This is a genomic window from Pseudomonas sp. UBA6315 (genome assembly GCF_002438125.1).
Lineage (GTDB): Bacteria > Pseudomonadota > Gammaproteobacteria > Pseudomonadales > Pseudomonadaceae > Aquipseudomonas > Aquipseudomonas faucium.
The window spans coordinates 1-24,247 of the sequence record NZ_DJTF01000063.1; the positions used below are offsets into that span (position 1 = coordinate 1).

Below are 24,247 nucleotides of genomic sequence, written 5' to 3' on the forward strand. Positions count from 1 at the left end.
TCCATCAGGTATTCGTTGCCCTATTCGGGCAGGGCACGCGACACCGGCGGGCAGCCAGGCATCGCGGCAGTGGTGTGCGGCTTACAGCCCCTGCTTGAGGCTCGCTTCCAGGTACTGGTCGATGTCGCCGTCCAGAACCTTGTTGCAGTCGCTACGCTCGACGCCGGTGCGAAGGTCCTTGATGCGCGAGTCATCCAGCACATAGGAGCGGATCTGGTGGCCCCAGCCGATGTCCGACTTGCTGTCTTCCAGCGCCTGGGAGGCGGCGTTGCGCTTTTGCATTTCCAGTTCGTACAACTTGGCCCGCAGCATTTTCATGGCGGTGTCCTTGTTGGCGTGCTGGGAGCGTTCGTTCTGGCAGGCCACCACGGTGTTGGTCGGCACGTGGGTGATACGAACCGCCGAGTCGGTGGTGTTCACGTGCTGGCCACCGGCACCGGAGGAGCGGTAGGTGTCGATGCGCAGGTCGGACGGGTTGATCTCGATCTCGACCTTGTCGTCGATCTCGGGCGACACGAACACCGCCGAGAACGAGGTGTGGCGACGGGCACCGGAGTCGAACGGGCTCTTGCGTACCAGGCGGTGCACGCCGATCTCGGTGCGCAGCCAGCCGAAGGCGTACTCGCCCTTGATGTGCACGGTGGCGCCCTTGATGCCGGCGACTTCGCCTTCGGAGAGCTCGATGATGGTGGCGTCGAAACCGCGCTTGTCGGCCCAGCGCAGGTACATGCGCAGCAGGATGTTGGCCCAGTCTTGCGCTTCGGTACCGCCGGAGCCGGCCTGGATGTCCAGGTAGGCGTTGTTCATGTCCATCTCGCCGCTGAACATGCGACGGAACTCGAGCTGGGCCAAGGATTCTTCCAGGGCCTGCAGTTCGGTCTCGACATCGCTGACAGCGCTTTCGTCACCTTCCTCGACGGCCATGTCGAGCAGGTCCTTGCAGTCGGCCAGGCCATTGGCCATCTTGTCCAGGGTCTCGACCACCTGCGCCAGCATGGCACGCTCGCGGCCCAGGGCCTGGGCGTACTCGGGCTTGTTCCAGACGGCCGCGTCTTCCAGCTCGCGGTTGACTTCGATCAGGCGGTCATGCTTGTGATCGTAGTCAAAGATACCCCCGAATGGACTGGGAACGCTCGGTAAGGTCCTTGATGGTGTTCAGGATCGGTTGGATTTCCATGGGCAGGCTACTCGCGCGAATTCGGTGAAAAGCCGGGGAGTATAACCGAGTCTTGGGCTTGGCGGCAGACCCGCCGGGCAGTCGAGACAGCCTCATCGCCGGCCAGCCGGCGACGAGGCCCTTCAGGCGATCCCGACCTGGTTGCGGCCGCTGTCCTTGGCCAGGTACAGGCCCTTGTCCGCCGCCGAGATCAGCTGCCGGCAATGGCTGCCGATCGCTGGCGTCTGGGTGGCCAGGCCAATGCTCACGGTCAGCCGCGAGTTGGCCTCGGGCGCGATGTGCGGAATGTTCAGGCCATGCACGGTCTGGCGCAGCTTTTCCGCCACCAGCCGCGCCCCGCCCGGCGAGGTGTTGGGCAGCACCAGGGCAAATTCCTCGCCACCGTAGCGTGCCGGCAGGTCGGTGGGCCGCGAGCACGAGCCACGGATGGCCTCGGCGACCTGGCGCAGCGCCTCGTCGCCGGCCAGATGGCCGAAGCTGTCGTTGAACACCTTGAAGAAATCCACATCGATCATCAGCAGCGACAACTGCTGCTGTTCACGCATGGCCCGGCGCCATTCCAGCTCCAGGTACTCGTCGAAGTGGCGGCGGTTGGACAACCCGGTGAGGCCATCGGAGTTCATCAGCCGCTGCAGCATCAGGTTGGTGTCGAGCAACTGCTGCTGGCTGACGCGCAGGGCGCGGTAGGCCTCGTCCCGCTGCAACAGCGTCAGGTACGAGCGCGAGTGGTAGCGAATGCGCGCCACCAGCTCGATGGTGTCGGGCAGCTTGACCAGGTAGTCGTTGGCGCCGGCGGCGAACGCTGCGCTCTTGACCAGCGGGTCTTCCTTGGTCGACAGGACGATGATGGGAATGTCCTGGGTGGCCGGGTTGTTGCGGTATTCGCGCACCAGGGTCAGGCCGTCCAGGCCGGGCATGATCAGGTCCTGGAGAATCACCGTGGGCTTGATGCGCATGGCCTGGGCCACCGCCTGGTGCGGGTCGGCGCAGAAGTGGAAGTCGATGTTCTCTTCATGGGCCAGGCCACGACGCACGGCTTCGCCGATCATAGCCTGATCGTCGACCAGCAGCACCATCGCCGAGTTTTCGTTGGTAGTCGCGAAACCGTCGATCGGTAAATCAGTCATCCATTTTCACCTGATCACTGCAGCCGGGGCGGCGTGATTCAATACATATCGTCATTTTGCAAAGATTTCCATCAAGCGCCCGGCAATTCGCTCCAGCGGACGGATTTCCACCGCCGCATCGATTGCCGCGGCGGCCTTGGGCATGCCGTAGACTGCGCTGCTGGACTGGTCCTGGGCAATGGTCAGGAAGCCCTGCTGGCGCATCAGTTTGAGGCCCTGGGCGCCATCGCGGCCCATGCCGGTGAGCAGCACGCCCACCGCATCGCCGCGCCAGTAGCGCGCCACGCTCTCGAAGAACACATCGATCGAGGGCCGGTAGATTTCGTTGACCGGTTCAGCAGTGTAGGCCAACTGGCCATTGTGCAGCAGGCGGATATGGTGGTTGGTGCCGGCCAGCAGCACCTGCCCCGGCTGCGGCGGCTCCCCCTCGCGGGCCAGGCGCACCGGCAGCCCGCAGGCGCTGCTGAGCCATTCGGCCATGCCGGCGGCGAACACCTGGTCGACATGCTGCACCAGCACGATGGACGCCGGAAACGCCTTGGGCAGGCCCTTGAGCAGCACCTCGAGGGCCGCCGGCCCACCGGCCGAGGAGCCTATCGCCACCAGGCCCCGGCGCTGGGCGGCATCGCGTATGGGCGCGGCCACCGGCTTGGTCGCGCTGGGGCGCTGCTGGCCGATCAGCCAGCTGATGTTGAGGATCTTGCGCAGCAGCGGCGCCGCCGCCTCGCGCGCATCGCCCGCACCAAGCGCCGGGGTATCGACCACATCCAGGGCGCCATGGCCCATGGCTTCGAACACCCGGTGCACGTTCTGCTTGCGGTCGACGGTGACGATGACGATGGCGCACGGCGTCTCGGCCATGATCCGCCGGGTCGCTTCGACGCCGTCCATCACCGGCATGATCAGGTCCATGAGGATCAGGTCGGGGGTAGCCTCGGCGCACTTGCCCACGGCCTCGGCGCCATTGCCGGCGACCCAGATCACTTCGTGCGCAGGCTCGAAGGCCAGGGCCCGGCGCAACGCCTCCACGGCCATGGGCATGTCGTTGACGATGGCGATCTTCATCCTTGAGCACCTCCGATCAGTTCGACCACCGCATCCAGCAACGCATCGTCGTGGAAGCTGGCCTTGGCCAAATAATAGTCGGCGCCGGCATCCAGGCCACGCCGGCGATCTTCCTCGCGGTCCTTGTACGACACCACCATCACCGGCAACGACTGCAGCCGCTGGTCGCGGCGCACCAGGGTGACCAGCTCGATGCCGTCCATGCGCGGCATGTCGATGTCGGTGATCAGCAGGTCGAAGTCCTCGCCCCGCAGGGCGTTCCAGCCGTCCATGCCATCCACCGCCACGGCCACCTCGTAGCCGCGGTTGCTCAACAGCTTGCGCTGCAGTTCGCGCACGGTCAGCGAATCGTCGACCACCAGGATGCGCTTGCGCGCAACGCCGCGCCCGGCCTGGGCGCCACGCTCGATACGTTCCAGGCGGCCGGTGCTCAGCAACTTTTCCACCGAGCGCAGCAGGTCTTCGACGTCGACGATCAACACCACCGAGCCGTCGTCCAGCAGGGCGCCGGCGGAGATGTCCTGGACCTTGCCCAGGCGCGGGTCGAGCGGCATCACCACCAGCACCCGCTCGCCGACCAGGCGCTCCACGGCCACGCCGTAGAGCTGTTCCCGTTCGCGGATCACCACCACGCGCAAGCTGCTTTGCTCGCCGTGGCCGTTGGGCCGGTTGAGCAGCTGGCTGGCCGCCACCAGGCCGATGTGCTGGCCCTCGTGCCAGAAGTGCTGGCGCCCTTCGATCTGCACGATCTGCTCGGCGCTGACCTCCAGGGTGCGTTCGATGTGCGCCAGCGGGAAGGCGTAGGCCTCGCCGCCCACCTCCACCACCAGGCTGCGCACCACCGACAACGTCAGCGGCACTTCCAGGTGGAAGCGACAGCCCTGGCCGGCCACCTGGGTCAGCTCGATCGAGCCACGCAGTTCGCGGACCATGTGCTGCACCGCATCCAGGCCGACGCCGCGGCCGGACACTTCGGTCACCTTGTCGCGCATGCTGAAGCCAGGCAGGAACAGGAAGGTCAGCAGCTCCGCCTCGCTCATCTGCGCCACCGTGGCCGCCGGCGACAGGCCTCGCTCGACGATGCTGCGGCGCAACCGCTCAAGGTCGATGCCGGCGCCGTCATCGCTCAGTTCGAGAATCAGCAGGCCGGCCTGGTGGGAGGCGCGCAGGCGTATCGCGCCCTCCTCCGGCTTGCCGGCCAGCAAGCGCTGCTCGCGCTGTTCGATGCCATGGTCGACGGCATTGCGCAGCAGGTGGGTCAGCGGCGCGTCGAGCTTTTCCAGCACGTCGCGGTCGACCTGGGTCTTCTCGCCGTCGATCTGCAGGCGCACCTGCTTCCCCAGCGAGCGCCCCAGGTCACGGACCATGCGGCTCTGGCCGGTGAGCACATCGGCGAATGGGCGCATCCGGCAGGCCAGTGCGGTGTCGTAGAGCAACTGTGCGCGCTGGCTGGCTTGCCAGCCGAATTCGTCGAGGTCGGCGGCCTGCTGCTGCAGGATCTGCTGGGTCTCTTGCAGCAAGCGCTGGGTCTGGGCCAGGGCGTCGAGCACTTCCGGGCTCTGGCCACTGTCCTCCAGTTGCGCCTTGAGGCCGTCGAGGGCGCGCATGCCCTGGCCGTGCATGCGTTTGAGGCGCTGCAAGGTGGCCAGGTAGGGCTTCAGGCGCTGGGTCTCGACCAGCGACTTGCTCGACAGGTCGAGCAAGCTGTTGAGGCGGTCGGCCGTGACCCGCAGAACCCGCTCGCCGCCTTCCCCACTGCGCTTGCCAGCCTTGCGCAGGGCGGGCGCATCGCTGTCCACCTCGGCTTCGAGCACGGGCGGCTCGGCCGGCGCTGGCGCAGGTGGTGGCACCGACACATCGACCCGCGGCGCCTGGGCCACTGGCGCAGGCGTGGCCGACGGATCGATCAGGCCTGCCATCTGCACCAGAAACGCCGGCACCGCGGCCTCACCCTGCGGGTCATCGGGGGTGGCGATATGCAGCAGCAGGTCGGTACCGCGCAGCAGCGCATCGATATGCTCGGCACGCAGCAACAGCCGGCCTTCCTGGGCGGCCACCAGGCAGTCTTCCATCACATGGGCCACGCTGACCCCGGCATCGAGGCCGACGATCCGCGCCGCGCCCTTGAGCGAGTGGGCGGCGCGCATGCAGGCTTCCAGGTGATCGGCCTGGGTCGGGTTGCGCTCCAGCGCCATCAACCCGGTGCTGAGCACCTGGGTCTGGGCTTCGGCTTCCAGGCTGAACAGTTCGAGCAACGATGCGTCGCGCATTTGCTCAGGGGTCATGACAGGCTCCGCTGCACGGCAGACAGTAGTTGTTGTTCATCCAGCACGCGCACGCTACGCCCGCGCCACTGCAGCACGGCGGCGGTGAACGGCGCCGCTTCCTCGGCGGCAGCGGCCAGCGCGAGGTCCAGGCGGTGGATGCCATCGATTTCATCCACCGCCATCACCACCGGGCCGCCTGCCGCAGCGAGGATCAGCAGCCGGGGCATGGCCCGGCCACTGCGCGGCTGCTGTTCGGCCAACTGCTCCACCCCCAGCAGGTCGCCCAGGGACAGGCACGGCACCAGTGCGCCGCGCACGTTAGCCACGCCCTGCAACACTCGCGAGCGCTGATGCGGCAACGAATGCACCGGCTGCACCGGGGCGATTTCGGCCAGGCACGCGGTGGCCAGCGCCAGCCATTCCTCGCCCAGGCGGAACAGCAGCAGCGAGCGCCCGGCATGGGCGTCGCTGGCCTGCGCATGGTGCACCTGCTCGTCCTGGACCAGCGCGTAGCGGTCCAGCAGGCGCGTGGCGGCTGCAGCGTAGACATCGCAATTGCGGCAGTGGATGTGCCGCTCCAAAAGCGGGCACTGCTTGTTGCCATGCACGCCGATGCGGTTCCAGCAGTCATCGATGTGCTGGTCGTCTTCGGCGAGCAGCTCCACGGCGTGTTCGACGTTCATCGTTCAGACTCCCGACCGGCGCGCGCGGCGCGTTCCTGCAAGCGACGGGCCCCGGCGCTGTCCCCTTGGGCAGCCAGCAAAGTGGCCAGGTGCAGCAGCGCTTCGGCATGCTGCGGCTCCAGGTAAAGGGCCTTGCGGTAATGGCTCAGCGCTTGCGCGGCGTCGCCTTCGGTGTCGCTGAGCAGCCCCAGCCAGTAGTACACCTGGGCCTTGGGCGCAAACTCGCGCAGGTAGCGCTGGCAGCTCGCTCGCGCCTGGGCGCTGTCACCGGCATTGGCCAGCAGGGCGATGCTGGCCAGCAGCTCGCTTTCGCTCTCGCGTGGTTCAGCCTTGGGCGCTGCGGCCGCTATCAGCCTGCGCGGCGGCGGCGCAGGCGCTGGCGCTGGCCGGCTGGGCACGCTCGGCGCGACGCTGGCGGGGGCGCTGTGCAGGGGTTTGGGCGCAGCAACCGGCGTTTCGGCAGGTTGGCGCACGTAGGCAAACGACTGGGCAATCCCCAACGGGCGCATGCCCAGGCGCGCCAGCAGGCTGCCCTCGGCAGGCCCGATGAACAGCACACCCTGGTCGTGCACCAGGCGCTTGAGCACCTCGAAGACCCGCTGCTGGGTCGGCACGTCGAAGTAGATCAGCAGGTTGCGGCAGAACACGAAATCGTACTGGCCATTGCGCCCGGCCAGGATCGGGTCGAGCACATTGCCCACTTCGAACCTCACCTGCTGCCGCACCCGCGCGTCCAGCTCATGGTTGTCGCCGGCTTCGTGGAAATGCCGCTCGCGAAATGCCAGCGCCTGGCCACGGAAGGAGTTGCGCCCGTACACGGCCTTTTTCGCCTTGGCCACCGAATTGGGGCTGATATCGATTGCATCGACCTGGAAGGCCGCCGGCTGCATGCCCGAATCCAGCAGGGCCATGGCCAGCGAATAAGGCTCCTCGCCGGTGGAACAGGGCAGGCTGAGCAGGCGCAACGGCCGCTCGCCGGCCAGTTCGGCCAAGCGCTTGTGGGCCAGGCCGACCAGCGCGGTGAACGATTCGGGGTAGCGGAAAAACCAGGTTTCCGGAACGATCACCGCCTCGATCAGCGCCTGTTGTTCGTCTGCCGACTGCTGCAGGCGCAGCCAGTAATCGTCGAGGTCGGCGGCATTCAGGGCGACACAGCGCTGGCGCAGGGCCCGCTCGACCATGGGGATGCCCACCGACTCGACATCCAGGCCGATGCGCTCCTGCAAGAAACGGAAAAACCGCTGATGGCTCATGAACCCACCTGCTGCTGGCCTGGCTGCTCGGCAAACAGCAACGCGCGCACCGCATCGCTGAGCAGGTCATCCACTTCGATGCGCTGCAGCATGCCCTGGGCATCCTGGCGCACCGGGCCCAGGTAAGGCGCCTCGCCGTTGTCCAGGCCATAGGGCTGGAACTCGTCTGGCGGGCAGCGCAGGGTGTCGGTGGCCTGTTCCAGGATCAGCCCCAGTTGATGCACCTTGCGGTAGTGCACCAGCACCAGGCGCGTGCTGGTGCGCTCGGCGGCGGGCCGGGCAAAGCTCAGGGCGCACAGGTCGATCACCGGCACCAGCACGCCGCGGTGGGCGAGGATGCCGGCGACCCAGGCCGGGGCCTGGGCGATCGGCTTGAGCGGCCGGCGCGGCAGCACCTCGATCACTTCGCGCACATCCAGGGCGAAGCGCTGCTGGTCGAGTCGAAACTGCAGGTACAGCGTGCCCTTGGCGCGGGCCGCCGCTGCCGAATGCGGATGCAGGTCGGTCATCTGGGTCAGACTTTGAAACGCGACACGCCGCCACGCAGGCCGGCGGCCACCTGGCTCAGCTCATCGATGGCAAAGCTGGCCTGGCGCAGCGATTCCACGGTCTGGGTACTGGCGTCGCTGAGCTGGGCCAGCGCCTGGTTGATCTGCTCGGCACCGGTGGCCTGGGCCTGCATGCCCTCGTTGACCATCAGCACCCGCGGCGCCAGCGCCTGCACCTGGTGGATGATCTGGCTCAGTTGCTCACCCACCTGCTGCACCTCGAACATGCCGCGGCGCACTTCTTCGGAGAACTTGTCCATGCCCATGACCCCGGCCGATACCGCCGACTGGATTTCCCGCACCATCTGCTCGATGTCGTAGGTGGCCACGGCCGTCTGGTCGGCCAGGCGCCGCACCTCGGTGGCGACCACGGCAAAACCGCGGCCGTATTCGCCGGCCTTTTCCGCTTCGATGGCGGCGTTGAGCGACAGCAGGTTGGTCTGGTCGGCGACCTTGACGATGGTCACCACCATCTGGGTGATGTTGCTGGCCTTTTCGTTGAGGATCGACAGTTTGGCGTTGACCAGGTCGGCAGCCCCCATGACCTGGTGCATGGTCTCTTCCATGCGCGCCAGGCCTTGCTGGCCGGAGCCTGCCAGGCTCGAGGCCTGGTCGGCGGCGCTGGTCACTTCGGTCATGGTGCGCACCAGGTCGCGCGAGGTGGCGGCGATTTCCCGGGAGGTGGCGCCGATCTCGGTGGTGGTGGCTGCGGTTTCGGTGGCGGTGGCCTGCTGCTGCTTGGAGGTGGCAGCAATCTCGGTGACCGAGGTGGTCACCTGCACCGACGAGCGCTGGGCCTGGGACACCAGGTTGGCCAGCGCCTCGGCCATTTCGTTGAAGCCACTTTCGATGGCGCCGAATTCATCCTTGCGGTCCAGGCTCAGGCGCATGCTCAAATCGCCCGAGCGCAGCTTGTCGAGGGCATGCACCACGCGCTGCACCGGCGCGGTGATGGCGCGCATCAGCAACAGGCCGCAGATACCGGCGGCAATGATCGCCAGCAACAGCGAAACCATCATGCTGCCCTTGGCGGTGCTCACGGCGCTGACGATTTCCTGGGTGGCGGCATCAGCCGATTCGCGGTTGTGCTCGATGACCGTGTTGAGGTGCTTGCGCCCATCGACCCAGGCCGGGGTCAGCACGTCGCTGATCAGCCGCTGGGCTTCGCCGTAGTTGTGCTGGCGATAGGCATCGAGCACCTCGCCAACGATCTTGACGTAGGTTTCTTCCATCTTCACGAAGTCATCGAACCTGGCCTGGTCGCCGCGGTCCTGGATGGTGGCCTGGTAGCTGGCCATGTGCTGCTTGAGGCGCTCTTCGAAGCTCTTGAACAGCTCCATGTCGGCCGGGGTGATTTCGCGGTGGTTGGACAACCCCACCAGCTGCTGGCTGGTGACGTAGCTGTCGACCCAGGCGCTGCGGATCATCGAGCTGTAGTAGACCCCGGGAATGCTGTCGGTACCCACCGCCTCCTCGGCACTTTCGATCGCCACCAGCCGCGAGTAGGCGGCCACGATCATCAGCAGCATGATGGCGATGATCACGGCGAAACTTGCCAGGATCCGTTGGCGCAAGGTCCAGTTCTTCACATTCAGCCCTCAGGAATTCACAACGAGCGGGAAAAATCGTCGAAGTATAGCCTAGGCTTCCTACGGTTTTGCGGCTGAAGTGCGGGGTATTCAGGCATCCTTGCCCAGTGGACAGGCCAATTGCCACTTATTGCGCCGAGGCGAGGCGCACCTGGTTCTCCAGTTCCTGGCGCAAGGCAGGGTCCAGGCGCAGCTGGCGGGCCAGTTCGTCGAGGTAGGCGCGCTCCATGAAGTTTTCCTGGTCGACCATCATCACGCTGGCCAGGTACATCTCTGCCGCCATCTCCGGGGTTTGCGCCGCGCGGGCGACTTCGGCCGGGTCCAGGGGCTTGTTGAGCTCGGTGTGCAGCCACTGCTGCAGCTCGCCGTCGTTGTCCAGGCGGGTGAACTCGCCTTCGATCAGTTGCCGTTCGCGCTCATCGATATGGCCATCGGACTTGGCCGCCGCCACCAGGGCGCGCAGCACCGCCTGGCTGTGGATTTCGGCCTGGGCCGGCGGCAGCCGGTCGAGGGTCTGCGGCGCAGCGCCCTGCCCTGCGCCCTGGCGCGCCTGCCAGTTGCCGTAGGCCTTGTAGGCAAGCACACCAAGCGCCGCCAGGCCGCCGTAGGTCAGCACCTTGCCGCCCACCTTGCGCCCCTTCTTGCTCCCCAGCAGCAGGCCCATGGCCCCGGCGGCCAATGCACCGCCGCCAGCCCCGGACAACAGACTGCCGAGCCCGCCCGCGCCTGGCGAAGGTTTGCCGGCGGACGACTGCTTGTTCAGCAGTTGCTGGCCGGATTTGAGCAATTGATCGAGCAAGCCCCGGGTGTTCATGCGCGTGTCTCCACGTTTCAGAAAGTAACGGCCAGAGTAAGCCCTGCCAGGTGCCCGGCCACGCCCGGATTTGCTTCCAGATGTTGCTTTAGCTGGCAAAAAGCCAACTAGACTCGATATCGCCAACGTACTGCGCAAGCGCACTACGCTTATAGCCAATGCTTCACCGCTTGCGTGATGACTGCCCCGATTTCCAAGAACAAGAGGGAACACCATGTCAGTGCACAAGACCGCATTGCTCGGCGCCGTGACCGGCGCGCTGCTGGCCAGCGCCGGCCTGCAGGCTGCCGAGCTGCCCAAGGCCCTGGGCGCCACCGAAGGCCAGCTGGATATCGTCGCCTGGCCCGGCTACATCGAGCGCGGCGAGAGCGACAAGGCCTATGACTGGGTCAGCGGCTTCGAGAAAGACACCGGTTGCAAGGTCAACGTCAAGACCGCTGCCACCTCCGACGAAATGGTCAGCCTGATGAACAAGGGCGGCTACGACCTGGTCACCGCCTCCGGCGATGCCTCGCTGCGGCTGATCGTCGGCAAGAAGGTGCAGCCGATCAACACCGCGCTGATCCCCAACTGGAAGAACATCGACCCACGCCTGCAGAACGGCGGCTGGTACGTGGTCGACAAGCAGGTCTACGGCACGCCGTACCAGTGGGGCCCCAACGTGCTGCTGTACAACACCAACACCTTCAAGCAGGCGCCGACCAGCTGGGGTGTGGTGTTCCAGCCACAAGAGCTGCCCGACGGCAAGCCGAACAAGGGCCGGGTGCAGGCCTACGACGGGCCGATCTACATCGCCGACGCGGCGCTGTACCTGAAATCGGCCAAGCCGGAGCTGGGCATCCAGGACCCCTACGAGCTCAACGAGGCCCAGTACAAGGCCGTGCTCGAACTGCTGCGCCAGCAGCAGCCGCTGATCCATCGTTACTGGCACGACGCCACGGTGCAGATGAGCGATGTGAAGAACGAGGGGGTGGTCGCGTCCAGTTCGTGGGGCTACATGGTCAATGGCCTGAAGGCCGAAAACCAGCCCGTGGCCTCGACCATTCCGAAGGAAGGCGCCACTGGCTGGGCCGATACCACCATGCTGCACAGCGAGGCCAAGCACCCCAACTGCGCCTACAAGTGGATGGACTGGTCGCTGCAACCGAAGGTGCAGGGCGATGTGGCGGCCTGGTTCGGCTCGTTGCCGGCGGTGCCGGCGGCGTGCACCAGCAGCGAACTGCTGGGGGCCGAAGGGTGCAAGACCAACGGTTTCGACAACTTCGACAAGATTGCCTTCTGGAAGACGCCACAGGCCCAGGGCGGCAAGTTCGTGCCCTATAGCCGCTGGACCCAGGACTACATCGCGATCATGGGCGGGCGCTGAGGTCGATTGCGCCTGTACTGGCCCCATCGCCGGCTCCCACAAGTGCCGGCGATGGGGCCAGGCAACCCAACACAACAGCCGAGTAGTGCCCATGCCCCTAGCCGTCCAGTTCACCCAGGTTTGCCGCACCTTCGGCGAGGTCAAGGCTGTCGACCAGGTCAGCATCGACATCGAAGACGGCGAATTCTTTTCCATGCTCGGCCCTTCAGGCTCGGGCAAGACCACCTGCCTGCGCCTGATCGCCGGCTTCGAACAACCCGACAGCGGCTCGATCCGCATCCATGGCAGCGAAGCCGCTGGCGTGCCGCCCTACCAGCGGGACGTCAACACGGTGTTCCAGGACTACGCACTGTTCCCGCACATGAACGTGCGCGACAACATTGCCTATGGCCTGAAGGTCAAGGGCGTGGCCAAGGCCGAACGCCATGCCCGGGCCGAAGAGGCCCTGGCCATGGTCGCCCTGGCCGGCTACGGCGAGCGCAAGCCGGCGCAGCTTTCCGGTGGGCAGCGCCAGCGTGTGGCCCTGGCCCGCGCCCTGGTCAACCGGCCACGGGTGTTGTTGCTCGACGAGCCGCTGGGCGCGCTCGACCTGAAACTGCGCGAACAGATGCAGGGCGAGCTGAAGAAGCTGCAGCGCCAGTTGGGCATCACCTTCATCTTCGTCACCCACGACCAGACCGAGGCGCTGTCGATGTCCGACCGCGTGGCGGTGTTCAACCGCGGGCGCATCGAGCAGGTCGACACCCCGCGCCAGCTCTACATGAAGCCGGCCACCACCTTCGTCGCCGAATTCGTCGGCACCTCCAACGTGGTCCGCGGCGACCTGGCCGAGCAGCTCAGCGGGGCGCGCGCGCCGTTCTCCATTCGCCCCGAACATATCCGCCTGGGCGACCTGCCCGGCGACGGGCCGCACGTGCAGCTCAGCGGCCTGCTGCGCGACATCCAGTACCAGGGCAGCGCCACGCGCTACGAAGTGCAGCTGGACAACGGCCAATTGCTGGCGGTGAGCCACGCCAACGACCGCTGGCAAGACCAGCCGCAACCCTGGCAGGCCGGCCAGCGGGTGCAGGTGCGCTGGCCGCGCGAGGCGATGACGGCGCTGCAGGAAACCGTGCTGGCCGAGGGCCGCTGACATGAGCCTGGCGCAACCCTCTGCAAGCCCGCTGCGGCGCTTTGCCAACCTTTTGTACCGGCGCCCCAACCTGTACCTGTCACTGCTGCTGATTGCGCCTTTGACCTGGTTCGGCGCGATCTACCTGGGGTCGTTGCTCAACCTGATGTGGCAGGGCTTCTACACCTTCGACGACTTCACCATGGCGGTGACGCCGACCCTGACCCTGGGCAATTTCGCCGCCCTGTTCAACCCCTCGAACTTCGACATCATCCTGCGCACCTTGAGCATGGCCGTGGCAGTGTCGCTGGCCAGCGCGGTGCTGGCCTTCCCCATCGCCTACTACATGGCGCGCTACACCAGCGGCAAGACCAAGGCGTTTTTCTACATCGCGGTGATGCTGCCGATGTGGGCCAGCTACATCGTCAAGACCTATGCCTGGACCCTGCTGCTGGCCAAGGGCGGCGTGGCCCAGTGGTTCGTCCAGCAACTGCACCTGGATGCGCTGCTGCAAGCCGTGCTGGCCGTGCCCGGGGTGGGCGGCAGCACGCTGTCGACCTCGCACCTGGGGCGCTTCATGGTGTTCGTGTACATCTGGCTGCCGTTCATGATCCTGCCGATCCAGGCCTCGCTCGAGCGCCTGCCGCCGTCGCTGCTGCAAGCCTCGGCAGACCTCGGCGCAAGGCCTGCGCAGACGTTCTGGCAGGTGATCCTGCCGCTGTCGATCCCAGGCATTGCCGCCGGCTCGATCTTCACCTTCTCGCTGACCCTGGGCGACTTCATCGTGCCGCAGCTGATCGGCCCGCCCGGCTACTTCATCGGCAGCATGGTCTACGCCCAGCAAGGGGCGATCGGCAACATGCCGATGGCCGCTGCGTTCACCCTGGTGCCGATCGTGCTGATTGCGCTGTACCTGTCCATCGTCAAGCGCCTGGGAGCCTTCGATGCACTCTGAAAAAGCCACCATCGGCCTGCGCCTGGCGGCGTGGGGCGGCTTGCTGTTCTTGCACTTCCCGATCCTGATCATCGTGCTGTACGCCTTCAACACCGAAGACGCCGCCTTCAGCTTCCCGCCCCAGGGCTTTACCCTGAAATGGTTCGCCGTGGCCTTCGCCCGCGCGGACGTGCTCGAGGCCATCAAGCTGTCGCTGCAGGTGGCCTGCCTGGCCACGCTGATCGCCCTGGTGCTCGGCACCCTGGCGTCGGCGGCGCTGTACCGGCGCAGCTTCTTCGGCAAGGAGGGCATTTCGCTGATGCTGATCCTGCCGATCGCCCTGCCCGGCATCATCACCGGCATCGCCTTGCTGTCGGCGTTCAAGAGCCTGGGCATCGAGCCTGGGATTTTCACCATCGTCGTCGGCCACGCCACCTTCTGCGTGGTGATCGTCTACAACAACGTGATCGCGCGGCTGCGGCGCACCTCGCAAAGCCTGATCGAAGCCTCGATGGACCTGGGCGCCGATGGCTGGCAGACCTTTCGCTACATCATCCTGCCCAACCTCGGTTCGGCGCTGCTGGCCGGCGGCATGCTGGCCTTTGCCCTGTCGTTCGACGAAATCATCGTCACCACGTTCACCGCCGGCCACGAGCGCACGCTGCCGATCTGGTTGCTCAACCAGCTCAGCCGCCCGCGCGACGTGCCGGTGACCAACGTGGTCGCCATGCTGGTGATGCTGGTGACCATGCTGCCGATCCTCGGCGCCTACTACCTGACCCGCGGCGGTGAAGGCGTCGCGGGCAGCGGCAAATGACCTCAAAGGAGCCCCCATGCAAACCGATATGCTGATCAATGGCCGCCTGGTCGCTGGCGAAGGCCCGGCCTGGACCGTGCTCAACCCGGCCGAGGGCAGCGCCCTGGTGCAGATCAACGAGGCCAGCGAAGCCCAGGTCGATACCGCCGTGCGCGCCGCCGACCTGGCCTTCGACAGCTGGTCGCAGACCAGCCCCAAGGAACGCTCGCTGGCCCTGCTGGCGCTGGCCGACGCCATCGAGGCGCATGGCGACGAGCTGGCCAGGCTGGAGTCGCAGAACTGCGGCAAGCCCTTCGCCGCCGCGCTGAACGACGAGATACCGGCCATCGTCGATGTGTTCCGCTACTTTGCCGGCGCCGCCCGCTGCCTGGGCGGCTCGGCGGCCGGCGAGTACCTGCCGGGGCACACCTCGATGATCCGCCGCGACCCACTGGGCGTGGTGGCCTCGATCGCGCCGTGGAACTACCCGCTGATGATGCTGGCGTGGAAGATCGCCCCGGCCCTGGCCGCCGGCAATACCGTGGTCATCAAGCCGTCCGAGCTGACCCCGCTGACCGCCCTGCGCGTGGGCGAGCTGGCCAAGGACCTGCTGCCTGCCGGCGTGCTCAATATTCTTTTCGGCCGTGGGCAAACGGTCGGCAACCCGCTGGTCACCCACCCCAAGGTGCGCATGGTGTCGCTGACCGGCTCGATCCCCACCGGCGCGCACATCATCGGCGCCACGGCCGAGAGCGTGAAGCGCATGCACATGGAGCTGGGCGGCAAGGCGCCGGTGCTGGTGTTCGACGATGCCGACATCGATGCCGCCATCGAGGGTATTCGCACCTTCGGCTTCTACAACGCAGGCCAGGACTGCACGGCGGCCTGCCGCCTGTATGTGCAAAGCGGCATCTACGAGCGTTTTGTCGAGCGCCTGGGCCTGGCGGTTGCGAGCCTCAAGGCCGGCGTGCAGGACGCCGAGGACACCGAGCTGGGGCCGCTGATCAGCGCCCAGCACCGTGACAAGGTGGCGGGCCTGGTGAACCGCGCCATCGCCCAGCCGCACATTCGCCTGGTCACCGGCGGCAAGGCACTGCCTGGGGATGGTTTTTTCTTCGCACCCACGGTACTGGCCGATGCCTTGCAGGACGATGAGATCGTGCGCAACGAAGTGTTCGGCCCGGTGGTGTCGGTGACCCGCTTCACCGATGAAGCCCAGGCGCTGGAGTGGGCCAACGACTCCGAATACGGCCTGGCCTCATCGGTGTGGACCCGCGACACCGGCCGCGCCCATCGCCTGGCGGCGCGGTTGCAGTATGGCTGCACCTGGGTCAACACCCACTTCATGCTGGTCAGCGAGATGCCCCACGGCGGGCAGAAGCATTCGGGGTATGGCAAGGACATGTCGATGTATGGGCTGGAGGATTACACCTGTGTGCGGCATGTGATGATCAAGCATTGAACCTGGCGAGGCATCACTGACGCTATCGCCGGCAAGCCGGCTCCCACAGGTACTCTGCAAGCCTTGATGCTGCTTGGTACCTGTGGGCAATTCGGCTTCTTGATTTTGCGACCTTTCATTCAAAGCTCAGCCGAGCGTCCTACAGCCAACTGATGACCCGGTATCATATTCTGATACCATGAACAGTCATCAAAGATCGACCCTTCTGGCCATCTTCAAAAAACCGGTGCCCAAGGCCCTGGAATGGGTGCGCGTGGAATCGCTGCTGATTTCGATCGGAGCCAAGGTCATTGAAGGGAGGGGGTCGCGCGTGCGCTTTGAACTCAATGGCGTGATCGCCACGTTTCACCGGCCACATCCAGACAAGCATGCCAAGCCTTATCAATTGCACGGCGCCCGCCAGTTCCTTGAGCAGGCAGGAGTGACACCATGAATGTAATGACTTACCGCGGCTATGCCGCACGAATCGAATACAGCGATGAAGACCAGCTGCTGATCGGCCACGTGGCCGGGATACGTGACGTCATCGGCTTTCATGCAGAGTCGATAAGCGAACTACGCCAAGCGTTTCAGGAGGCGGTGGACGACTACATCGAAACCTGCGAGCGGCTAGGCAAACAGCCGCAAAAGGCTTACTCCGGGAAATTGAGCCTGCGCCTGGAACCTGCTCTGCACGCCAGCGTGGCAACCAAGGCCGAGCTGGCGCACAAGAGCATCAATCAATGGGTGAGCGACATCCTCAGCCAGGCTGCCTACAACTGAGCCTTGCGTTCAATCGCGCAAATCGGACTCGTGAATCGGGTTAGCCCGGCTTGTAGCGCGCTGATATTGCGCAGGCCAGGTCGCCTTGTTGCCGCCCAAGTCATCATCGGCATGCAGGGGCCAGTACGGGTCGCGCAGTAGCTCACGGGCCAGGAAGATGACGTCGGCCTGACCGGTGCGCAGGATGTGCTCGGCCTGGGCCGGTTCGGTGATCATGCCTACCGTGCCGGTGGCAATTTCCGACTCCTTGCGCACGCGCTCGGCGAAGCGGGTCTGGTAGCCGGGGCCGGTGGGGATTTCGGCGTTGACCGAGGTACCGCCCGAGGACACATCGATCAGGTCGACACCGAGCACGCGCAGGCGCCGGGCCAGCTCGACGGTCTCATCCGGGTTCCAGCCATCTTCCACCCAATCGGTCGCCGACACCCGGACGAACAGCGGCAACTCCTGGGGCCAGGCCTTGCGCACCGCTTCGGTAACCTGAAGGGTCAGGCGGATGCGGTTTTCGAAGCTGCTGCCATATTCGTCGCGGCGCTGGTTGCTCAGGGGCGAGAGGAACTGGTGCAGCAGGTAGCCGTGGGCGGCATGGATCTCGACCACCTTGAAACCGGCCTCCAGCGCCCGTTCGGTCGCGGCGACGAAGGCCGCGATCACGCCCTGGATTTCATCCTGGGTCAGCTCGCGCGGTGGGGTGTGCTGTGGGTCGAAAGCAATCTTCGACGGGCCCACTGGCTGCCAGCCGCCGTCTTCGATCTTCACGCTGCCCTGCTTGCCCAGCCATGGGCGATGGGTGCTGGCCTTGCGCCCGGCGTGGGCCAGTTGAATGCCCGGCACGGCGCCCTGGGCAGTGATGAAACGGGTGATGCGCTGCAGTGGCGCGATTTGCGCGTCGTCCCACAGGCCAAGGTCTTCGGCGGTGATCCGCCCATCGGCAGTGACCGCCACCGCTTCGGTGATGACCAGCCCGGCGCCACCCACGGCGCGGCTGCCCAGGTGAACGAGATGCCAGTCGTTGGCCAGGCCATCGACGGCGGAATACTGGCACATTGGCGAAACCGCGATGCGGTTGGGCAGCGTTAGCTGACGCAGGGTGTAAGGCTCGAGCAGCAGGCTCATGAGGGCACCTCCCAAGGACTCCAATGGTGATCCGGCCCGGACACTCATGCACGACGCTGGTCCGGTATCGGTCATTAATCAGACTAGACCAGATTGGTGGGGGGGAAGGTTCCCTGGGATTGCTGACTGCTCCGACGCCCTGGGTGATACCACCCTTCACCGCGATCTGACGCCAGCAGGCTTGGCTATCTAGAAAGAGCCTACAAAGTAATTCCAATAATCCTACGACTCCGCAGGAAGCTCTTTTCAATAAGTAACACCTCCGTCCTATCGCCGCTAAAAAACAAAAAAACTATCGTCGTTGTCGCCCTCGATTTGCGAAAAATCCGCGTAAATCAAGGAAAACATCCATCGACTCGACGATCATGACAATGAGCAAAATTTTCTCCACACAAGATATAAGCACGCTCGATAACGCCATTACCGACCACGAACAACTTCTGCTCACCAAGGCATTTTCTGATGCTTTATGGAGATATGACTGGCCGGTGAACTCGACACCCTTCTCACGTCCCTGCTGGCATTTCTTCATTGCAGGAAGCCGCCGCGAATCGTTCGAATGCTGCGAAGCGGAGTTGGCAAACGATAAACGCTGGGGATTTCTGCTTAAAATTTGGCAACGCTTGAAAGTAACGCACATTACAAACTCGAAACTAATTGGCGTCTACGCAAACGGACAGACGACAGGGCAGGACAGCCCGATACATCGAGACAATCTACCCAGCGAACCCGGCCAAACCGCAGTGATTTTCTGTAACGACTTTTGGGCTACGACCTGGGGAGGCGAACTTATGTTTTGCAATGACGTGAAGAACGACATTATCGCTGCGGTGCTTCCCAAGCCTAAACGCATTGTTGTGTTCAACGGCGAAATCCCACACAGGGCAAAATCGCCAGGAATTGAATGTGATCGTTTACGAGTGACACTTGCATTTAAAACAATCAGGAGCAAGCCACATGTCTAATCGTGTCGAAATATTTGTCGCCATGGTAGACCGCGTGGGTAAACCTGGATTCCAGGCTGGGGCAGCATCAGCCGTACATGACCAGTTTAATACCGACAAAGAGGGATTTGCACTAGTTGTACAAAGCGCTCAAACCAGTACCGCAATCGCCTCTGTACTTTCTGTAAACCAGATGACGGCCGGGGCCGTACCGTTCATCAACATTGCCACCAACTCCCTCGCAGCGACGGTTACTTTCTTAAAAATTGTTGCCGAATACCGAAGTGATCAAAAGCTAAACCATGGTGACGTTGTCAGTCTTGTGGGTAACGTTGCCGGCGTCGTCGCGGGTTTTGCAATACTACTAGGAGGACCTGTGACCGCCGGCTTTTTCACCGCGGTATCACTGGGGGCAAGTTTAATAGGGGCATACAATTCAGACCTCGCCGAGAAAATCCATACAACCGCCACAGACTCCATAATAAATTTATTGAAAACTCATGACATTGCACAGGAACCTTCTACCCCGCTCATAGCGCCAAACCTAACAGTAACAGACCCAGCTTCGATAGCCTCTCATTTTGGCGGATTGATTACGGTAATCACATGGAACCCAACTACTCACGACATCAAGCTAGATACCCGTATGCTTGAGGAGCTTAAATCCAACCCAGGTATTCCACCTATTCCCATTGGCGGAACTAACCTAACCGATACAACATCTGCTCCCGAGCACCCAGGAGATGCAACTCTGACTATAGGGATTGAAAGTTTAAATGGGCAGACGCCCGTGGGGCCGATGCCGTCAGTTACCGTTGGCTTTGGCGCAGGCCAAGATAAATATGCGTGTTGCGCTGCAGCAGACCAAGATAAATATCACTGACCCCTCATCACTTTTAGGAAAGAGGCGCCGATGCTAACGTGGGGAGCTTGGATCAAACTGATGCGCAGCCTACCTGCGCAGGACCGTGTGAAGTGCCTGGTTTTGAACGGATGCGCATTGCTCTGTTTACTACCCATTTTTCTCTATGGCTTTGGAGAGAAAATTAACCCAGTTACCGCTCCATGGGTTCGCATGCCTGCGTTATTGAGTTCAAAACCCGAAATTTGGGAGTACGACAAATCCATATACGGGATAGGTGTTCGCTACAATGCGCCCAACGGCCAAAAGCTTAAAGCATGGATATACGTGGACAGATCCCGCTACGACAACGCCAATATCAGTAAAGCAACACCTCTATTCGTAGAAGTCGAAGATACCCTTTCAGGCCCTATCGTAAGGACATTATCGACGGAGGATGAAATATTATCCGACCCCTCGCTCAGACAACGTGTCAACGAAACGAGTGATCGGAAAGCTGCAACAGGAATGATGTTCGTCTGTACGCTCAGCCTACTCTCATTTTCAGGGGCTGCAGTGATTCACTGGCAGAGCCTGCGCAATAAGAAGCTACAGCGCACGATAGAAACATAGCCACATTTCCCGCTTCGCTACGCCAGTGGCCAACGGCGGATGGGTGTTTGGGCTGCAGTGAACCGCAGAGCGACCAAGAGTTCGTCAGTAGGCTTGCAGCGTCTATCAGACTGAGCGCCGCTCAAGCGGCGCTCTATTTCCACAAGCCCGCAAAAATCAGCGCGGCTCCATGTGGGCAATCATCAACTGCACGCTTTCATTGCCCCGAAACTCGTTCACATCCAGCTTGTACGCCAACTCCACCCAACGCACGGTCGGGTTCGGCCATACCTCGCGGTCGATGCCAAAGGCGATGCCATCCAGGCGCACCGACCCGCATTCGCTCTTGAGCACCACCTTCAGGTGCCGTTCGCCGACCACGCGTTGCTCCACCAGCTGGAACACGCCATGGAACAGCGGCTCGGGGAAGTGCTGGCCCCAGGGGCCGGCGTGGCGCAGGGCCTTGGCCAGGTCGAGGTGGAATTCCTCCACGGCCAGGCTGCCGTCCGACAGCAGGCGTCCGGTCAGGTCTTCTTCGCGCAGCTGGCGGCGCACTTCTTCGTCGAACGCCTCGGCGAACGCGGGGAAGTTGCCTTCGGGCAAGGACAAGCCGGCAGCCATGGCATGGCCGCCGAACTTGCTGATCAACTGCGGATGGCGCGCTGCCACGGCATCCAGCGCATCACGAATGTGGAACCCCGGCACCGAACGGGCCGAGCCCTTGAGCATGCCATCGCCAGCATCGGCGAAGGCGATGGTCGGGCGGTGGTAACGCTCCTTCAGGCGCGAGGCAAGAATGCCGATCACGCCCTGGTGCCAGTCGGCATCGAACAGGCATAGGCCATAAGGCATGGACTCGACCGGCAGGTCCTTGAGCTGGGCCAGGGCCTCGCGCTGCATGCCCTGCTCGATCGACTTGCGGTCCTGGTTCAGGTCATCCAGCTGCTGGGCCATGTCCTGGGCCAGCGCTGCGTCCTCGCACAGCAGGCATTCGATGCCCAGGCTCATGTCGTCCAGGCGCCCGGCGGCGTTCAGCCGTGGGCCGAGGATGAAGCCGAGGTCGGTGGAGGTGATGCGCCGATGATCGCGGCGCGCCACCTCGAGAATCGCCTTCAGGCCCGGCCGCGCACGGCCGGCACGTATGCGTTCGAGGCCCTGGTGCACCAGGATGCGGTTGTTGGCATCCAGCGGCACCACGTCGGCCACGCTGCCCAGGGCAACCAGGTCCAGCAGCTCGCCGATGTTGGGCTGGGGCTGCGCCTCGTAGCGCCCCAGGCTGCGCAAGCGCGCGCGCAGGGCCATGAGCACGTAGAAGATCACGCCCACGCCCGCCAGCGATTTGCTGGGGAAGGTGCAGCCCGGCTGGTTCGGGTTGACGATGGCATCGGCCGCGGGCAGTTGCTCGCCCGGCAGGTGGTGGTCGGTGACCAGCACCTTGAGCCCGGCCGCCTTGGCCGCCGCGACGCCCTCGACGCTGGAGATGCCGTTGTCCACGGTAATCAGCAGTTGCGGCTGGCGCTGCAACGCCACCTCGACGATTTCCGGGGTCAGGCCGTAGCCGTACTCGAAGCGGTTGGGCACCAGGTAGTCGACATGGGCCGCGCCCAGCAGGCGCAGGCCCAGCACGCCAACGGTACTGGCCGTGGCGCCATCGGCATCGAAGTCGCCGACGATGAGGATGCGCTGGCGCTGCTCGAGGGCTTCGACCAGCAGGTCCACGGCAGCCTCGATGCCTTTGAGCTGCTGGTACGGCAACAGGCGCGCCAGGCTTTTGTCCAGTTCGGCTTCGCACTGCACGCCGCGTGCGGCGTAGAGGCGGGTCAGTAAAGGCGGCAGGTTACCCAGAAATGGCAGGGTCGTCGGCAATGGGCGAGGTTCGATACGCATGAGGGGTCGGCTCAGCCACGCTCGCCGAGCAGCCACTCGAGCTGCACTTCGTGCTGGCCGCGGTCATCAGTAACGAATACCGTGCCTTCGCTGATCATCACGTCCCATTTGATGGTGCGCGGCATGTCGGTGGCCAGGGTTTCCAGGACCTCCTGCGGCACCGCGGCAATGCTCAGGTTCTTCAGGCCTTTGACAGCGTCCACCACCTTGTTCTGCCAGACGCGCAGGCTGCCATAGGCCAGAAGGCTGGTGCGCTCGGTGCGGCGCGAGCACCAGGTCAGGCGATCGGCGTCGGGCTGGCCGACTTCGATCCAGTGCAGAATGCGGTCGTCCAGGCTCTTTTCCCACAGCGCTGCTTCATCCACATCCGACAGACCACGGCCGAACGACAGGTTCTCGTTGTACCACAGGGCGTAGGCCAGCAGCCGCACGGCCATGCGCTCTTCGGTTTCCGAAGGGTGACGGGCAATGGTCTGCCGGACGTTTTCGTACACGCCGCGATCGAGATCGGTCAGGTTCAGTTCGAATTTGTAGGTGGTGGACGGCTGGGCCATGGTCGAGGGGGCTTCGTGCAGAGAGAAAAGGCACCTAGTCTACCCGATCCGGCCCCGCCTTGCGCCGCAGCAGTATCTGCCGTCGTGGACCTATGATAAAACCACGGCTCTGCCCAGTTGCCACGGATGCCACATGTCTACGCCCAGCAAACCCCTCGCCGGCCTGAAAGTCATCGAACTCGGCACCCTGATCGCCGGCCCCTTCGCCTCGCGCATCTGCGCCGAATTCGGCGCCGAGGTGGTCAAGGTCGAGTCCCCGGACGGCGGCGACCCGCTGCGCAAATGGCGCAAGCTGTACGAGGGCACGTCTCTGTGGTGGTTCGTCCAGGCACGCAACAAGCAATCGCTGACGCTCAACCTCAAGCACCCGGACGGGCGCGATATCCTCAAGCGCCTGCTGGCCGACGCCGACATCCTGATCGAGAACTTCCGCCCTGGCGTGCTGGAAAAGCTCGGCCTGGGCTGGGATGTGCTGCATGCGTTGAACCCACGCCTGGTGATGGTGCGTTTGTCGGGTTTCGGCCAGACCGGGCCGATGAAGGACCAGCCGGGCTTCGGTGCGGTGGGCGAATCGATGGGCGGCCTGCGCTACATCACCGGTTTCGACGACCGCCCGCCGGTGCGCACCGGCATTTCCATTGGCGATTCGATCGCCGCATTGTGGGGCGTGATTGGCGCGCTGATGGCACTGCGTCACCGCGAAGTCAACGGCGGCCAGGGCCAGGTGGTGGACGTGGCCCTGTACGAGGCGATCTTCGCGATGATGGAAAGCATGGTGCCGGAATTCGATGTGTTCGGTTTCATTCGCGAGCGTACCGGCAACATCATGCCGGGCATCACCCCCTCCTCCATCCACACCACGGCCGACGGCAAGCATGTGCAGATCGGCGCCAACGGCGATGCGATCTTCAAGCGCTTCATGCAGGCCATCGGCCGCCACGACCTGGCCGATGACCCCGCGCTGGCCAGCAACGATGGCCGCGACGCGCGGCGTGACGAGCTGTACGGGGTGATCGACCGCTGGGCCAACGGCCTGCCGCTGGAGCAGGTGATGCGCGCACTCAACGACGCCGAAGTGCCCGCAAGCCGCATCTATTCGGCCGAGGACATGTTCAACGACCCGCAATACCTGGCGCGGGAGATGTTCCTGCAGGCCCGCCTGCCGGACGGCAAGCCCTTCAAGATGCCCGGCATCGTGCCCAAGCTTTCGGAAACGCCAGGCTCCACCGAGTGGGTCGGCCCGGCCCTGGGCGAGCACACCGACGCGCTGCTGGCCAAGCTGGGATACGACACCGCAGCCATCACCCGGCTGCGTACCGCCGGCACGGTCTGAGATTGC

23 protein-coding genes are annotated in these 24,247 nt (G+C 64.3%); 11 read left to right on the plus strand and 12 right to left on the minus strand.

Annotated elements, in window-relative coordinates; all coding sequences use genetic code 11:
- Window positions 1-81: 81 nt before the first annotated feature.
- From prfB to B3E94_RS07810, 9 genes are all read right to left on the minus strand, one after another.
- Window positions 82-1,177 (minus strand): peptide chain release factor 2 gene (gene prfB, locus B3E94_RS07770; RefSeq protein ID WP_236237318.1). Its coding sequence is split into 2 segments (ribosomal slippage): window positions 82-1,104 and window positions 1,106-1,177, totalling 1,095 coding nucleotides; the frame shifts between segments, so codons are not numbered across the junction.
- Between the two features lie 122 nt (window positions 1,178-1,299).
- Complete coding sequence (gene wspR, locus B3E94_RS07775) at window positions 1,300-2,304, minus strand: Wsp signal transduction system regulator diguanylate cyclase WspR (protein ID WP_286912973.1); 1,005 nt, start codon at window positions 2,302-2,304, stop codon at window positions 1,300-1,302.
- Between the two features lie 51 nt (window positions 2,305-2,355).
- Window positions 2,356-3,369, minus strand: coding sequence for a chemotaxis response regulator protein-glutamate methylesterase (locus B3E94_RS07780; RefSeq protein ID WP_176513606.1), 1,014 nt, complete (start codon window positions 3,367-3,369; stop codon window positions 2,356-2,358).
- Entirely contained in the window at window positions 3,366-5,654 is a 2,289-nt protein-coding gene (locus B3E94_RS07785; protein ID WP_286912974.1) for a hybrid sensor histidine kinase/response regulator, read from the minus strand. The genes B3E94_RS07780 and B3E94_RS07785 overlap by 4 nt, the downstream gene beginning before the upstream one ends.
- Window positions 5,651-6,319, minus strand: a complete 669-nt coding sequence (locus tag B3E94_RS07790) for a chemotaxis protein CheW (RefSeq protein WP_286912975.1) — start codon at window positions 6,317-6,319, stop codon at window positions 5,651-5,653. Before B3E94_RS07790 ends, B3E94_RS07785 begins: the two co-directional genes overlap by 4 nt.
- Entirely contained in the window at window positions 6,316-7,572 is a 1,257-nt protein-coding gene (locus B3E94_RS07795) for a CheR family methyltransferase (protein ID WP_286912976.1), read from the minus strand. Before B3E94_RS07795 ends, B3E94_RS07790 begins: the two co-directional genes overlap by 4 nt.
- Entirely contained in the window at window positions 7,569-8,081 is a 513-nt protein-coding gene (locus B3E94_RS07800; protein ID WP_286912978.1) for a chemotaxis protein CheW, read from the minus strand. The genes B3E94_RS07795 and B3E94_RS07800 overlap by 4 nt, the downstream gene beginning before the upstream one ends.
- 5 nt (window positions 8,082-8,086) lie before the next feature.
- On the minus strand, window positions 8,087-9,709 hold the full coding sequence (locus B3E94_RS07805; RefSeq protein ID WP_176513617.1) for a methyl-accepting chemotaxis protein: 1,623 nt from the start codon (window positions 9,707-9,709) through the stop codon (window positions 8,087-8,089).
- Between the two features lie 127 nt (window positions 9,710-9,836).
- A complete protein-coding gene (locus B3E94_RS07810; RefSeq protein WP_236237324.1) occupies window positions 9,837-10,523 on the minus strand; it encodes a tellurite resistance TerB family protein in 687 nt (228 codons plus the stop codon).
- A gap of 214 nt (window positions 10,524-10,737) precedes the next feature.
- On the opposite strand from B3E94_RS07810, the gene ydcS reads away from it, so the two are divergent.
- The 7 genes from ydcS to B3E94_RS07845 all read left to right on the plus strand — a co-directional run bounded on the left by ydcS (window position 10,738) and on the right by B3E94_RS07845 (window position 16,954).
- Window positions 10,738-11,889 carry a putative ABC transporter substrate-binding protein YdcS gene (ydcS, locus tag B3E94_RS07815; protein WP_286912979.1) on the plus strand — a complete coding sequence of 384 codons (1,152 nt, stop codon included), beginning with the start codon at window positions 10,738-10,740 and terminating at the stop codon, window positions 11,887-11,889.
- 91 nt (window positions 11,890-11,980) lie between these two features.
- Window positions 11,981-13,021: an ABC transporter ATP-binding protein gene (locus tag B3E94_RS07820; protein WP_176513623.1), complete on the plus strand. Its 1,041-nt coding sequence runs from the start codon at window positions 11,981-11,983 to the stop codon at window positions 13,019-13,021.
- Window position 13,022: 1 nt separating this feature from the next.
- A complete protein-coding gene (locus B3E94_RS07825) occupies window positions 13,023-13,955 on the plus strand; it encodes an ABC transporter permease (protein WP_176513625.1) in 933 nt (310 codons plus the stop codon).
- On the plus strand, window positions 13,945-14,751 hold the full coding sequence (locus B3E94_RS07830) for an ABC transporter permease (protein ID WP_286912980.1): 807 nt from the start codon (window positions 13,945-13,947) through the stop codon (window positions 14,749-14,751). Before B3E94_RS07825 ends, B3E94_RS07830 begins: the two co-directional genes overlap by 11 nt.
- Before the next feature lie 16 nt (window positions 14,752-14,767).
- Window positions 14,768-16,192, plus strand: coding sequence for a gamma-aminobutyraldehyde dehydrogenase (locus B3E94_RS07835; protein ID WP_286912981.1), 1,425 nt, complete (start codon window positions 14,768-14,770; stop codon window positions 16,190-16,192).
- 178 nt (window positions 16,193-16,370) lie between these two features.
- A complete protein-coding gene (locus B3E94_RS07840) occupies window positions 16,371-16,625 on the plus strand; it encodes a type II toxin-antitoxin system HicA family toxin (protein WP_286912982.1) in 255 nt (84 codons plus the stop codon).
- A complete protein-coding gene (locus B3E94_RS07845) occupies window positions 16,622-16,954 on the plus strand; it encodes a type II toxin-antitoxin system HicB family antitoxin (RefSeq protein WP_286912984.1) in 333 nt (110 codons plus the stop codon). Before B3E94_RS07840 ends, B3E94_RS07845 begins: the two co-directional genes overlap by 4 nt.
- A gap of 9 nt (window positions 16,955-16,963) precedes the next feature.
- On the opposite strand, the gene B3E94_RS07850 is transcribed toward B3E94_RS07845, so the two are convergent.
- Entirely contained in the window at window positions 16,964-18,070 is a 1,107-nt protein-coding gene (locus tag B3E94_RS07850; protein ID WP_176513635.1) for an NADH:flavin oxidoreductase/NADH oxidase, read from the minus strand.
- 371 nt (window positions 18,071-18,441) lie between these two features.
- On the opposite strand from B3E94_RS07850, the gene B3E94_RS07855 reads away from it, so the two are divergent.
- The 3 genes from B3E94_RS07855 to B3E94_RS07865 are packed head-to-tail and all read left to right on the plus strand — an operon-like array spanning window position 18,442 to window position 20,488.
- Complete coding sequence (locus B3E94_RS07855; RefSeq protein ID WP_286912985.1) at window positions 18,442-19,035, plus strand: 2OG-Fe(II) oxygenase; 594 nt, start codon at window positions 18,442-18,444, stop codon at window positions 19,033-19,035.
- Window positions 19,028-19,897, plus strand: a complete 870-nt coding sequence (locus B3E94_RS07860) for a hypothetical protein (protein WP_286912987.1) — start codon at window positions 19,028-19,030, stop codon at window positions 19,895-19,897. The genes B3E94_RS07855 and B3E94_RS07860 overlap by 8 nt, the downstream gene beginning before the upstream one ends.
- A gap of 60 nt (window positions 19,898-19,957) precedes the next feature.
- A complete protein-coding gene (locus B3E94_RS07865) occupies window positions 19,958-20,488 on the plus strand; it encodes a hypothetical protein (RefSeq protein WP_286912989.1) in 531 nt (176 codons plus the stop codon).
- Between the two features lie 156 nt (window positions 20,489-20,644).
- Here the strand turns inward: B3E94_RS07865 and recJ are convergent, their stop codons facing one another.
- A complete protein-coding gene (recJ, locus tag B3E94_RS07870; protein ID WP_286912990.1) occupies window positions 20,645-22,354 on the minus strand; it encodes a single-stranded-DNA-specific exonuclease RecJ in 1,710 nt (569 codons plus the stop codon).
- Window positions 22,355-22,365: 11 nt separating this feature from the next.
- Entirely contained in the window at window positions 22,366-22,908 is a 543-nt protein-coding gene (locus B3E94_RS07875) for a YaeQ family protein (RefSeq protein WP_176513648.1), read from the minus strand.
- 133 nt (window positions 22,909-23,041) lie between these two features.
- Here B3E94_RS07875 and B3E94_RS07880 point away from each other — a divergent pair, with 133 nt between their 5' ends.
- Entirely contained in the window at window positions 23,042-24,241 is a 1,200-nt protein-coding gene (locus B3E94_RS07880) for a CaiB/BaiF CoA transferase family protein (protein WP_176513650.1), read from the plus strand.
- Window positions 24,242-24,247 lie beyond the last annotated feature (6 nt).